Genomic DNA, 12,121 nt, shown 5'->3' on the forward strand with positions numbered 1-12,121 from the left:
GCTTCAGTAAATTTCCGCCGCGTCCGCAGCCTCCGCCTGCGCCTGCGGCAGGTGGAACAGCGCGTAACTCAGCGCCTGCCGCAGCGGGCCTGCCACCGAGTCAAGCCAGTCGCCGCCGCCCGCTTCCTGCTCGCACGAGGTGTTGCAGGCCGCCAGCGCCGCCGCGTCCCCGGCAGGCCGGCCAAGTGCCCGCGCGAGCAGCGGCCAGTCCGGCTGCGCGAGCTGCAGCCCCGCCACCAGCAGCACGCTGCCGCGCCGCCGCACCTGCGCCAGGCCGACGATCTTCCGGTGCCCCACCACCACCTCCCACGGCGAGTAGCCGCCGTAGCAGGCCCAGCCCAGTTGCACCGCGCCGGCCCGTCGCTGCAGCGTGCGCGCCTGCTCCGGCGTGAGCGCATGGGCCGGCACGCCCAGGCTGCGCAGCACGCCCGCATACAGCTCGCCCAGCCAGCGGTAGCTGTGCACCAGCTGCCCGGAGGCCAGAGGATGGCCCTGCGGTAGCAGCACCGAGGCGCTCAGCATCCACGGCCCGGCCAGCACTGCGCCGCCGCCCGCCTGGCGCACCACCGCCTCCATGCCGGCGGCTGCCGCGCGCTGCGCCACCTCGTCCAGCGCGGCGTGCTGCGCGCAGCCCAGCACTACGCCGGGCGCGCCGTAGCGCCACAGCTGCATGGCCGCGCCGTCCGCCGGCTGGGCCAGCAGGCGCGCGTTCCACTCCTGCTCTTCGCGGCAGCTGGCCAGCGCGGGCTGGCGCGGCGCGTTCCATAGCGGCGCGAACACCTACAGCCCCTCGGCCGCTTCCAGGCGGGCTTTCAGCTCGCCCAGGAACAGCGCGGCAGGATGGCCGTCCACCGCGCGGTGGTCGAACACCAGCGACAGCGTGGTGGCCGGCGCGATCATCAGCTTGCCGCCCTGGACCACCGGCCGGTCCGCCACGCGCGCCAGGCCCAGGATGGCCACCTGGGGCGGGTTGAGGATGGGCGTGAACCAGTCCACGCCTGCCGCACCCAGGCTGCTTACCGTGAAGGTGCCGCCCTGGTAAGCCTTGACCGGCAGCGTGCCGGCGCGCGCGCCGGCCGCCAGCGCCGCCGCTTCCGCCGCGATCTGCTCGATGCTCTTGGCGTCGGCGTCGCGTATCACGGGCACGGCCAGGCCCTCTTCCAGCGCCACCGCCACGTTCAGGTGGATGCCCGGCATGCGTTCAATGGCGCCTTCGCGCATCAGGGCGTTCATCGCCGGATGGCTGCGCAGCGTGAGCGCCAGCGCGCGCAGCACGATGGGCATCACGCTCAGGCGCACGCCGGTTCCGGCGCGCTCCTGCAGGCGGGCGCGCAGCAGCTGGCAGCGGCGCATGTCCACGTCCATGCCGAGCGCCACACGCGGCGCCTGCCAGCCGGCCGTCATGTTGCGGGCGATGCTGCCGCGTATGCCCTTGAGCGGCACCAGCTGGGGCGGCGCCGCCTGATCGGCCACCGCGACGGCCGGGGTGTGGGCATTCATCACGCCGCCCGCAAGGTAGCCAGCGGCTTGCCCTGGGCAACCGTGGCGTCGGCTTCGATCAGCACCTGGTCCAGCACGCCGTCCGCCGGCGCCGGCACTTCGATGCTGGTCTTGACCATGACCACCACGGCCACCGTCTGGCCGGCCGCCACGCGGTCACCGGGCTTCACCAGCCATTGTTCCAGCAGGGCCTCGGTGCCGGGTTCGACGTCTTCCCAGGCGTCCTGGGGTAAATGGATTTCGCTCATGCTGCTTTCCTTTCAATGGTGTTTGCGGATACGAGTTGGCGCGCGGCGGCAACGATGCCGTCCACCTGCGGAATGACGAACTGCTCCAGCGGGCGCGCGTAAGGAATCGGCACGTCCGGCACGGCCAGCCGTTTGACCGGCGCGCGCAGGGTGACGCTGTCGAGGTTCTCGGCCACGATGGCGGCGATCTCGCCGCTCAGGCCGAAGCTCAGGTAGTCTTCGTCGGCGATCAGCAGGCGGCCGGTCTTGCGCACCGAGTCGAGGATGGCCTGGCGGTCCAGCGGGACGATGGTGCGCAGGTCGATCACTTCCGCGCTGATGCCTTCGCCGGCCAGTTCGGCGGCCGCCAGCACGGCCTTCTGCACCATCTGGCTCAAGGTCACGATGGTGAGGTCCGTGCCTTCGCGCACCACGCGCGCCTGGCCGAACGGGATGGCGTAGGCTTCTTCGGGCACCTCGTTGGTGCTGCCTTCGAAGTAGGACATCCACGGCAGGCCCATGATCCCCTTGTGGAACATGAACACCACCGGATTGTTGTCGCGGATGGACTGGATCATCAGGCCCTTGGCGTCGTAGGCGTTGGACGGCACCACTACCTTCATGCCCGGCAAGTGGGCGAAGGTGGCGTACAGGCACTGGGAATGCTGGGCGGCGTCGTTGTAGCCGCCGCCGATGCCTGTCATCAGCACCATCGGCAGGCTGATGTTCCCGCCTGCCATATAGGTGTTCTTGGCCATGTGGTTGTAGATCATGTCCATGCAGACGCCGAAGAAGTCGACGAACATGAGTTCCGCAATCGGGCGCATGCCCTCGGCCGCAGCGCCGATGGCCGCGCCGATGAAGGCGGTTTCCGAAATCGGCGTGTCCATGATGCGGTCCTTGCCGAACCTGGCCAGCAGGCCCGTGGTGGCGCCGAAGATGCCGCCGTACTTGCCGACGTCCTCCCCCAGCACGAATACTTCGGGGTCCTGCTGCATTTCCTGGGCGATGGCCTCGGCGATCGCCTGCGCCATCGTCATGCGGCGCGCTGCGCTGGTGTTGGTGGGGCTGCTCATAATGATGGTCTCCTTGGTTGTGGGGTCAGCAGAAAACGTGCTGCAGCGCCTCTTCGGGCGCTGGGTCCGGACTGTTGCGGGCGAAGGCGTAGGCACCTGCCACGCGGGACTTGGCACCGGCCACCAGTTCGGCCTCGGTGGCGTCGTCCAGCAGGCCGTGCGCGCGCAGGAAGGCCGCCAGTTGCGGGATGGGGTCGTTCTTGCGCGCCTGCTCGGCTTCACCCTTGGCGCGGTAGACCTCCGGGTCGCCCTGGAAGTGGCCGTGGTAGCGGTCCGTCTTCACCTCGATCAGGGTCGGGCCCTCGCCGCGCCGGGCGCGCGCCACCGCGGCGCCGGCGGCTTCGAACACGTCCAGCGCGCTGTTGCGCTCGACCAGGATGCCGTGCATGCCGTAGGCAGCGGCGCGGTCGGAGTTGTTGGCGATGGCGGTGGAATCGGCCTTCTCCACCGAGATCGCATACTTGTTGTCTTCGCAGATGAAGATCACCGGCAGCTTCCACAGCGCGGCCAGGTTCATCGATTCATGGAAGGCGCCCTGGTTGGTGGCGCCTTCTCCGAAGAAGGCCACCGCCACCGCGTCGCTGCCGCGCTTCTTGGCCGCCAGCGCGGCGCCGCAGGCCGGCGGCATGCTGGCGCCCACGATGCCGCTGCAGCTGAACTTCACGGCCGGATCGAACAGATGCATATGGCCGCCCTTGCCGCGTCCCAGGCCGGTGGCCTTGCCGAACATCTCGGCCGTCATCTCCGGCAAGCGCACGCCCTTGGCGATGGCGAAATGGTGCGAGCGGTGTGCGCCGACCACGGTATCGTCGGCGCGCAGGTGGGCGCACACGCCCACCGCCACCGGCTCCTGCCCCGCCGCCAGGTGCATCTCGCCGGGTACCGGACCGGAGCCGATGTCGAAGGCCAGGCCTTTCTGGATATTCGGCGGCAGCTTGCCCTCAAGGTAGACCTTGACCATGGTGTCTTCGAATTCACGAATCGCGATCATGGTCTGATACATCCAGATCAGCTGCTCTGACGTGTGTTCCATTTACTCCTCCTGTAATTTGTCTCTGTCGGAAGCGCGCGCCGGGCTACGCGCTCTTGGCAGGTATTCCGCAACAACCATGCCAGGCGAAAAACCGCGCTTGCGGGCGATACAGCCCGCCGTTACCGGGCGTTTGCGCGACAGTTGGCACAGCAGCTGTCTCATTGGCGGCGACAGCTGTCGCGGGAAGCCGCCTAGGGAGCGGGCATCGCCGCGACGAAGCGACCGGCGAGCCAGAACAGGGACACCGCCGTGCAGCCGAAGGCGATGCCGGTTTGCGTGCGTGCAGCCCAGCCGCTACGCCAGGCCTGCAATCCGCGCAGCGCCAGCCACGCGGCGGAAGCAACCAGCAATTGGCCCGCTTCCACGCCGAGGTTGAAGAACAGCAGTGTGGCCAGCGGCGGCACGCTGCTGTCGGCCAGCAGTTCGCGCAGGCCGAACGCCAGGCCGAAGCCGTGCACCAGCCCCACCGCCGCCACGGCGGCCAGCGCCGGCATCGGCATCGGCATCAGAGGCTGCGGCCGTGCGCTGCGGTCTGCACGCAGCGCCGACAAGGCGGCGCCCAGCAGCGACAGCGCGATCGTCACTTCCACCCACGGCGGGAACCATGCGCCTGCCGGCATCCAGCCGAACAGGCCGGCGCCCAGCGACAGAGAGTGGCCAATGCTGAATGCGGTGATGCGCAACGCGATGGGTTTCAGCTGCAATGGCCCCAGCACCAGGCACAGGACGAACAGCAGATGGTCCCAGCCTTGCAGGATGTGCTCGGAGCCGGCCAGCAGGAACATGCGCGCGGCGCCGGCCAGCGATGGGTTCAGCTGCACCGGCACTGCCAGTGTGCCGCCCACCGCATAAGTGCGCAGCGCGCCGTCCTGGTGGAAGAACAGGATGTTGGCTATGTCAGCCAGGCTGCCGGGTTCAGGCCCGCCCAGGCTGCAGAATGACAGCGGCGGGTAGCCTGCCGCGCCGCGCGCAACGGGATACAGCAGCTCGGCGTCCACCAGCACGTGGCGCGTTTCGGTAGGCTCACCGCCTTGCATGTCGGGCATCACCGCGTGCGCCGCGCGGCGCGCCTGGTCCAGCGTGGTGAACGGCGGCACTTGGCCGCGCCTGCGGACGCGCACCGCCAGCACCCGCGCCGCCACCGCCTGGCCGCCGGCCCCAAGCCGGTGGCTGTCCGCCAGCAGCCGCCCCAGCTGTTCCAGCCTTGCCTGCGCGGCGGCCGTGTCGAGATAGTGGAACAGGCGGCCGCTCTCGACGCTGTCGTAGCGCACGCCGCCAGACTGCGGCAGCAGCGGCAACGACAGCCGGACGTAGGCGGCCAGGCCGTCCGTGCGCGGCTCGAAGTGGACCACACGCACCAGGCGGTCCGACGATGGATGGGCCGCCGCAGCGGCGGTCCAGGCCAGCAGCAGCGCCAGGCAGGCGCGCAGCGCGGCCGTACAGGCGCTGCGGCCCATGGCTATTTCGCCGGCGCGCGCGGGTCCCACAGCAGGCGCCTGGCGCCCTTCTCGTAGGCGCGTCCCTTGGGATAGCTGACCAGTTCCAGCTGCATGCCCCACGGTGCCAGGAAGTAGACCCAGGTCAGGCCGGCGGCCGGGCCTTCCTTGAAGGTGCTGGGGTCACCCAGCACCTTCACGCCGCTCGCCTTCAGGAAGGCCACTGCTTTGTCCATGTCGTCCACGTAGAAGGCAAGGTGGTGGCCGCCCACGTCGCTGTTTTGCGGCGGGCGCGGCGCCTGTTTGGGCGCGCCGTACTCGAAGATCTCCAGGTTGGTGCCGTAGCCGCAGCGGACCATGCGGAAGCGCTTGATCTCGGCGCGCGGGTCCACGTTCAGGTGCACCTGCATCCAGTCGTCGTCGAACTTGAATGCGCCCAGGTCGAACGAGGCGTCGCAGCCTATCACCTTGACGAAGAAGTCCACTGCGTCGGCCATGTTCGGCACCGTGATGCCAAGGTGGTCCGAACCGCGCATGCCCGGCAGGGTGCCTGCCTGCGCGCCGGGCGCCAACGTCAGCGGCAAAGCCAGCGCCAGCAGCGCCGAGCGCAGTAGTTTGTTGTATTTCATGCCAATCTCCTTGGATTTTTTATGTGGTCGGCGCCGCGCCGGATGGCGGGGCGCAAGCTGCCTTTGCAAAAATCGCACCAGCATGCGCAGGCCGTGCTGCGCGTCTGGCGCGCCGCCTGTGGCACGCGACAGCTGCTCCAAAGAGACGAAAAGTGAGACAGTTGTCTCACCGCCGGCGGCCCGCGCCCCTGCGCAAGGCGCGCTTGCAGGGTGGCACTGCGCTTGCTAGCATGGTCTATATCAAATCAATATCCTGGTCCAAACCGGGGAACGGAGACCTGCCATGAGTACCTTTGCCACCGTCGATGAAGACCTGGCATTACTGCGTTCGCGCGGCATTGCCCGCGCCGACGCCGACCCGCTGATCGTGCGCTCCTGGCGCCGCTCGCTGGGCCAGTACAAGCTTGACCCGGGGCGCCGCCAGGCGCCGCGCGTGCTGGCCGGGGGCCAGCTGCGCGACCACCAGGACCCGATGGAACCGATGATGCAGATCGCGCGCGGCGGGGTGGAATACCTGTTCAACCAGGTGCGCAGCGCCGGCTATGTGGTGCTGCTGACCGACTGCCAGGGCGTGACGGTGGACTTCAAGGCCGACGCGCTGCAAAAGCGCGAGCTGCGGCGCGCGGGCCTGTACCTCGGCGCCTGCTGGTCCGAAGAGGAGGAAGGCACGTGCGCCGTGGGCGCCTGCATCGCCGACCAAAGCGCATTGACCGTGCACCAGGCCGAGCACTTCCGCTCGACCAACACCACCCTAACCTGCAGCGCTTCGCCCATTCTCGATACCGACGGCAGCCTGCTGGCGGTGCTGGACGCGTCAGCGCTGTCCTCGCCGGACGACAAGCGCAGCCAGGCGCTGATGCTGCAACTGGTGTCGGTATCGGCCAAGATGATAGAGAACGCGCACTTCCTCAAAAAGTTCGAGGACCACTGGATCATCCGCCTGAGCCGGCGCCGCGAATTTGCCGAGGTGGTGACGGACGGCCTGATCGCGCTCGACCACCTGGGCCGCATCATCGCCGTCAACCGCAATGTGCAACAGGCCTTGCAGGGTGCGGAACAGGCTTTGCTGGGCCGCAGCGTGGACCAGGTGTTCGATGCGCGCCTGGAAACGCTGCTGGCATCCTCCGGCGCGCAGCACCGCGAAACCCTGGCCTTGCGCGCCCTGCACAGCGGGCGCCAGTACTATGCGCTGATGCGCGCGCCCAGCGGCCGCACGCTGTGCGTACAGCCTTCGCGCAGCGCACGCTCCAGCCATCCTTCGGTGTCCACGTTACTCACGCTGGAAGAGCTGGCGGGCGAGGACGCGCAGATGAAGCGCAACGTGGCCATCATCCGGCGCGTGATCGACAAGGGCATCGCCATCATGCTGCAGGGAGAGACCGGCACCGGCAAGGAGGTGTTCGCCAACGCCATCCACCATGCCAGCGAGCGCGCCGAACAGCCATTCGTGGCGCTGAACTGCGCGGCGATACCGGAGTCGCTGATCGAGAGCGAATTGTTCGGCTATGCCGAAGGCGCCTTCACCGGTGCGCGTGCCAAGGGCATGCGCGGCAAGCTGCTGCAGGCGCACCGGGGCACGCTGTTCCTGGACGAGATCGGGGACATGCCCTTGCAAATGCAGACCCGCCTGCTACGCGTGCTGGCGGAAAAAGAGATCGTGCCGCTGGGCGCGGAAAAAGCGGTGCCAGTGGACGTGCAGATCATCTGCGCCACCCACCGCAACCTGCTGGACCAGGTGATGGCGGGCCAGTTCAGGGAGGACCTGTACTACCGCCTGAACGGCATGAAGATCCACCTGGCTGCGCTGCGCGAGCGCGCCGACATCTCGACCTTGATGCACAGCGTGCTGGCCCGGGTTGCGGCGGAGACCGGCCGGGGCCAGGTGACGATGTCGGCGGAAGCACTGCGGGCCCTGCTGGCCTACCGGTGGCCGGGCAATCTGCGGCAGCTCATCAACGCCCTGCGCGCGGCCGTGGCGCTGTGCGAGCACGATCATATCGAGCTGCTTGACTTGCCTGCGGACCTGCGCGACGCCGCGCAAGGCCCCTCGGGCCACGCGCTGCCGGCGCCGGCACAGGCGCAGGATGCGGAATGCAGCGCCCCGGGCGACGAGCGCAGCGTGCTGCTGCGCGAGCTGCGCAAGCAGCGCTGGAACGTCACGCGCGCGGCCCAGCAGCTGGGCATCTCGCGCGCCACCATCTACCGCAAGATGACGCGCTGGGGCATCGTGGCGCCCAACGCGGCAGGCGGCGACTAGCCTTCGCTCAGCCGTTCGCCTGCAACAGCCGCCCCATCCGGTGCACGGCCTCCTCGATGCGGCCATAGGCGGTGGCATACGAGAAGCGCACATGGCGGTGCGGCGCCGCCACGCCGAAATCATCCCCCGGCACGAAGGCCACGCCGGCTTCCCGCAGTACCGCCATGACGAAGGCCGAACTGTCGCCGCTGGCCGGATGGGCCACGCCGCGGCAATCGGCGTACACATAGAACGCACCGTCCGGCATCACCGGGACGCCGAAGCCCAGCTGGCGCAGGGCCGGCACAAAGAAGTCGCGGCGGCGCTTGAATTCCAGGCGGCGCTGCTCGTACACGGCGATGGAGTCCGGGTGGAAACAGGCCAGCGCGGCGTGCTGCGCCACCGTGGAGGGACAGATGAACAGGTTCTGCGCCAGCTTTTCGATCACGCTCACCAGCTGCTCGGGCACAACCAGCCAGCCGAGGCGCCAGCCTGTCATGTTGAAGTACTTCGAGAAGCTGTTGACGGTAATGACCTGGTCGTCCAGGCCCAGCGCACTGTGCGGCGCATGGTCATAGGACAGGCCCTGGTAGATCTCATCGACGATGGCGAAGCGTTCGCGCGCGCGCACCTCGACCAGCAAGTCCCGCATCTGCCCGACGGTCAGCGAGGTGCCGGTCGGGTTGGATGGCGAAGCCACGATCACGCCGCGGGTCCGTTCGCTCCAGCGCTGCGCCGCCAGTTCCGCCGTCAGCTGGTAGCGCTGTCCGGCGCCGCACGGCACCAGGACCGCCTTGCCGCCGAAGGCGGAGACGAAATGGCGGTTGCAGGGGTAGCTGGGGTCGGGCATGAGCACTTCGTCGCCCTCGCACACCAGCGCGGCGCATGCCAGCAGCAGCCCGGCCGACGCGCCGGCCGTGACGATAACGCGGCGCGGGTCGATCTCCAGGCCGAAGGCACTGCGGTAGTGGCCGGCGATGGCTTCGCGCAGCGCGGGCAGGCCGAGGGCGTCCGTGTACTGCGTGGCGCCGCCGCGGATTGCGCGCACGGCCGCCTCCGTGACCAGTTCGGGCGCCGTGAAGTCCGGCTCGCCGACGCTCATGCTGATGACGTCGACGCCGGCTTTGGCCGCCGCGCTGGCCGCTTTCATGATTTCCATGACGCGGAACGGTTCTATCGCCTGCACGCGGGCGGCGGCGCGCAGGGCGCGGGGGATGTCGGGCTGGCGGGGGTCTTGCTGGGTGTGTGTCATCTTGCACTTTCAAAGGCGGTGCTTCGGATTATAGCGAAGCCCCCCGCGAAGCACCCCGCTTCACTGTCACAGCGCCACCTTCCAGGCGTCGTAGCCGTACACCCAGTCCGCATTGCCACCTTCGCGCAGCCAGTTGTTGCCGCGCGAGCCGAGCTGGATTTTGGACGCGCGTTCGATACGCAATTCTTCAAAGCGGCGCAAGGCGGCGGGGATGCCGCCGGCGTCTCCCACATTGCGCAAGACACAGGCCAGCACGACGCCGTCTTCAATGGCCATGCCGGCGCCCTGCGCCATGAAGGGCATCATCGGGTGCGCGGCGTCGCCCAGCACCACCATGTGGCCCTTGGACCATGCGGGCAGCGGGTCGCGTTCGTACAGTGCGGTCTTGAGCACTTCGTCGCACGCATCGAGCAAAGCGCGCGCGTGCGGGTGGAAGCCGGCGTAGCTGTCGCGCAGTTCCTGCACGCTGCCTTGCGTGGTCCAGGATTCGAGGTGCCAGCTGTCCTGCGCGGTGGTGGCGAAGATAAAGATGTCCTTGCCGGCGTTGAGCGGGAACGTGACGATCTGGCTTTCCGGCGTGGGTCCCCACCATTTGGTGAACGCCTGCAGATTGGGAATGCCGGCCAGGCGCTCGGCCGGGACCACGGCGCGGTAGGCCACCACACCGGTGAAGCGCGGCTGCTCCTGGCCGAACATGACGCTGCGCACGGCGGAATGGATGCCGTCGGCGCCGACCAGCAGGTCCAGCGCGTGGCGGCTGCCGTCGCCGAAGGAGACGGCGGCGCCCTGCTCCAGCGCGCTGATCTCGCTGACGTGTTTGCCGAACAGGACCTGCTCGGCCGGGAAAGCCGCAGCCAGCGCTGCCAGCAGGTCGGCGCGGTGGATGGTCAGTTGCGGCGCGCCGTATTGTCGTTCCGCCGTGTCGCCCATTGCCAGGCGCGAGGTTTCCTCGCCGCTGTCCCAGGTGCGGCTGATGCGGTGCGTGGGGCGGGCTGCGGTGCGGCGCACGTTTTCGGGGATGCCCAGGCCGAGGCCGTCCAGCGCGCGCACCGCGTTGGGCGTGAGGTTGATGTCGGCGCCGACTCGCAGGAATTGCTTGGTTTGCTCGAAGACCACGACGTCGTGGCCCATTTCACGCAGTGCGATGGCTGCGGCCAGGCCGCCTATGCCGGCGCCGGCGATGCCGATGGTGAGTTTGCTCATGTGTTGTCTCCGCTTGGGGTTGGAAGGTGATTGACTATAGCAATGGTCTTTTTTGCTGTGCTTTTTTTGTTCAATATGTTCAAATATGAACAGATTGGAGGATATATGGCGGATGATGAGTTGAAAGGCGGGGCGGTCGCGCGGGCGTTCAGCTTGCTGGCCTATGTGGCGGGCGGTGGTGCGACCGGGAATTTGAGCGCGCTGGCGCGGGACGTGGGGATGAACCGGATCACGGCGGCACGCTTGCTGGCGACGCTGGAGGACGAGGGAATGCTGGAGGCGCTGCCGCACGGCGGGCATCGGATCGGCGTGCGCTTTTTGGGGCTGGCGGCGGATGCGCTGGGACAGGATGATTTGATCGGGCATGGGCGCAGGCTGGTGTCCTTGCTGAGCAAGCAGGTGTGCTGGTCGGGGTATATGGTGGAGCTGGATGGGCCGTTCGCGGTGTATCTGGTGAAGGAGGTGCCGCAGACGCCGCTGGTGAGCAATATCCGGCCGGGGAGCAGGATTCCGGCCTATTTGATTGCGCCGGGACGGGTGCTGATGGCGCGGCTGCCGAGGGCATCCTGGCGCGCGCTTTACGATGCGGCGCAGGGGGATCCGCGCGGTGCGCGCGTGACGTTTGAGGAGGCGGAGGGGATGCTGCTGGAGGCGGCTTCGCGGGAGTGTTGCTGGAGTTTGGGGGCGTTTGAGACGGGGATTGATGCTTGTGCGGCGCCGGTGTTTGATGCGTCCGGGGAGGCGGTGGCGGCGATTAGTGTGGCGGGGGCGGGTTTTCGCCTGCGGGAGCGTCCGGCGGACCGGGGAATTATTGAAGATGCTGTTTCGGGGGCTGCCAAGCGGCTGTCGGCGTTGCTGGGGGCATAGCTGGCTTTTACGGCGCACTGCAGAATGGGCGATTCGGAGAGCCTCCGCGCCCCTTAGGGCGCTCCGTCTTCGAATCCCACCCTTTCCGTCCGAAAAAGTAAAAAAGGGCTCCCGCAGGGGAGCCCTTTCTGAATGGGCGATTCGGAGAGCCTCCGCGCCCCTTAGGGCGCTACGTCTTCGAATCCCACCCTTTCCGTCCGAAAAAGTAAAAAAGGGCTCCCGCAGGGGAGCCCTTTCTGAATGGGCGATTCGGAGAGCCTCCGCGCCCCTTAGGGCGCTTCGTCTTCGAATCCCACCCTTTCCGTCCGAAAAAGTAAAAAAGGGCTCCCGCAGGGGAGCCCTTTCTGAATGGGCGATTCGGAGAGCCTCCGCGCCCCTNTCGTCTTCGAATCCCACCCTTTCCGTCCGAAAAAGTAAAAAAGGGCTCCCGCAGGGGAGCCCTTTCTGAATGGGCGATTCGGAGAGCCTCCGCGCCCCTTAGGGCGCTTCGTCTTCGAATCCCACCCTTTCCGTCCGAAAAAGTAAAAAAGGGCTCCCGCAGGGGAGCCCTTTTTTTCTTTTTCTGGCGGAGAGGGTGGGATTCGAACCCACGGTAGGGTCGCCCCTACGCTTGATTTCGAGTCAAGTACATTCGACCACTCTGCCACCTCTCCTGGTACGGC

The 12,121-nt window shown here is 67.8% G+C and carries 11 protein-coding genes and 1 tRNA gene; 2 read left to right on the top strand and 10 right to left on the bottom strand.

Going from position 1 to position 12,121, the window contains the following annotated elements; all coding sequences use genetic code 11:
• Positions 1 to 3: 3 nt before the first annotated feature.
• From ASC94_RS29825 to ASC94_RS29855, 7 genes are all read right to left on the bottom strand, one after another.
• A complete protein-coding gene (locus tag ASC94_RS29825) occupies positions 4 to 780 on the bottom strand; it encodes a hypothetical protein (RefSeq protein ID WP_056404867.1) in 777 nt (258 codons plus the stop codon).
• Positions 781 to 1,500 carry a 2-oxo acid dehydrogenase subunit E2 gene (locus ASC94_RS29830; RefSeq protein WP_056404870.1) on the bottom strand — a complete coding sequence of 240 codons (720 nt, stop codon included), beginning with the start codon at positions 1,498 to 1,500 and terminating at the stop codon, positions 781 to 783.
• The gene (locus tag ASC94_RS29835; RefSeq protein ID WP_056404873.1) at positions 1,500 to 1,748 is read right to left on the bottom strand and encodes a lipoyl domain-containing protein; all 249 of its coding nucleotides are present in this window, start codon (positions 1,746 to 1,748) and stop codon (positions 1,500 to 1,502) included. The genes ASC94_RS29830 and ASC94_RS29835 overlap by 1 nt, the downstream gene beginning before the upstream one ends.
• Complete coding sequence (locus tag ASC94_RS29840) at positions 1,745 to 2,803, bottom strand: alpha-ketoacid dehydrogenase subunit beta (RefSeq protein WP_056404874.1); 1,059 nt, start codon at positions 2,801 to 2,803, stop codon at positions 1,745 to 1,747. The genes ASC94_RS29835 and ASC94_RS29840 overlap by 4 nt, the downstream gene beginning before the upstream one ends.
• A gap of 25 nt (positions 2,804 to 2,828) precedes the next feature.
• Entirely contained in the window at positions 2,829 to 3,836 is a 1,008-nt protein-coding gene (locus ASC94_RS29845; RefSeq protein WP_056404876.1) for a thiamine pyrophosphate-dependent dehydrogenase E1 component subunit alpha, read from the bottom strand.
• 191 nt (positions 3,837 to 4,027) lie between these two features.
• Positions 4,028 to 5,293: a HupE/UreJ family protein gene (locus ASC94_RS29850; protein ID WP_157201646.1), complete on the bottom strand. Its 1,266-nt coding sequence runs from the start codon at positions 5,291 to 5,293 to the stop codon at positions 4,028 to 4,030.
• Between the two features lie 2 nt (positions 5,294 to 5,295).
• Positions 5,296 to 5,901, bottom strand: a complete 606-nt coding sequence (locus tag ASC94_RS29855) for a VOC family protein (protein ID WP_082616932.1) — start codon at positions 5,899 to 5,901, stop codon at positions 5,296 to 5,298.
• A 283-nt stretch (positions 5,902 to 6,184) separates the two neighbouring features.
• On the opposite strand from ASC94_RS29855, the gene ASC94_RS29860 reads away from it, so the two are divergent.
• The gene (locus ASC94_RS29860) at positions 6,185 to 8,158 is read left to right on the top strand and encodes a sigma-54-dependent Fis family transcriptional regulator (RefSeq protein WP_082616933.1); all 1,974 of its coding nucleotides are present in this window, start codon (positions 6,185 to 6,187) and stop codon (positions 8,156 to 8,158) included.
• Between the two features lie 7 nt (positions 8,159 to 8,165).
• Here the strand turns inward: ASC94_RS29860 and ASC94_RS29865 are convergent, their stop codons facing one another.
• Positions 8,166 to 9,389 carry a pyridoxal phosphate-dependent aminotransferase gene (locus ASC94_RS29865; RefSeq protein ID WP_056404880.1) on the bottom strand — a complete coding sequence of 408 codons (1,224 nt, stop codon included), beginning with the start codon at positions 9,387 to 9,389 and terminating at the stop codon, positions 8,166 to 8,168.
• A 66-nt stretch (positions 9,390 to 9,455) separates the two neighbouring features.
• Positions 9,456 to 10,592, bottom strand: coding sequence for an FAD-dependent monooxygenase (locus ASC94_RS29870; protein WP_056404882.1), 1,137 nt, complete (start codon positions 10,590 to 10,592; stop codon positions 9,456 to 9,458).
• A gap of 30 nt (positions 10,593 to 10,622) precedes the next feature.
• On the opposite strand from ASC94_RS29870, the gene ASC94_RS29875 reads away from it, so the two are divergent.
• Positions 10,623 to 11,459: an IclR family transcriptional regulator gene (locus ASC94_RS29875; protein WP_157201647.1), complete on the top strand. Its 837-nt coding sequence runs from the start codon at positions 10,623 to 10,625 to the stop codon at positions 11,457 to 11,459.
• A 563-nt stretch (positions 11,460 to 12,022) separates the two neighbouring features.
• Here ASC94_RS29875 and ASC94_RS29880 read toward each other — a convergent pair.
• Positions 12,023 to 12,112: transfer RNA gene (locus ASC94_RS29880), tRNA-Ser, on the bottom strand.
• Positions 12,113 to 12,121: the final 9 nt, after the last annotated feature.

Origin of the sequence: Massilia sp. Root418 (assembly GCF_001425265.1) — a bacterium.
Taxonomy (GTDB): Bacteria; Pseudomonadota; Gammaproteobacteria; order Burkholderiales; family Burkholderiaceae_D; genus Rugamonas.

What these genes read in the sequence shown, in the direction of transcription:
- ASC94_RS29830 (WP_056404870.1), bottom strand. Translation starts at nt 1,500, where the DNA reads ATGAATGCCCACACCCCGGCCGTCGCGGTGGCCGATCAGGCGGCGCCG.
- ASC94_RS29835 (WP_056404873.1), bottom strand. Translation starts at nt 1,748, where the DNA reads ATGAGCGAAATCCATTTACCCCAGGACGCCTGGGAAGACGTCGAACCC.
- ASC94_RS29840 (WP_056404874.1), bottom strand. Translation starts at nt 2,803, where the DNA reads ATGAGCAGCCCCACCAACACCAGCGCAGCGCGCCGCATGACGATGGCG.
- ASC94_RS29845 (WP_056404876.1), bottom strand. Translation starts at nt 3,836, where the DNA reads ATGGAACACACGTCAGAGCAGCTGATCTGGATGTATCAGACCATGATC.
- ASC94_RS29850 (WP_157201646.1), bottom strand. Translation starts at nt 5,293, where the DNA reads ATGGGCCGCAGCGCCTGTACGGCCGCGCTGCGCGCCTGCCTGGCGCTG.
- ASC94_RS29855 (WP_082616932.1), bottom strand. Translation starts at nt 5,901, where the DNA reads ATGAAATACAACAAACTACTGCGCTCGGCGCTGCTGGCGCTGGCTTTG.
- ASC94_RS29860 (WP_082616933.1), top strand. Translation starts at nt 6,185, where the DNA reads ATGAGTACCTTTGCCACCGTCGATGAAGACCTGGCATTACTGCGTTCG.
- ASC94_RS29865 (WP_056404880.1), bottom strand. Translation starts at nt 9,389, where the DNA reads ATGACACACACCCAGCAAGACCCCCGCCAGCCCGACATCCCCCGCGCC.
- ASC94_RS29870 (WP_056404882.1), bottom strand. Translation starts at nt 10,592, where the DNA reads ATGAGCAAACTCACCATCGGCATCGCCGGCGCCGGCATAGGCGGCCTG.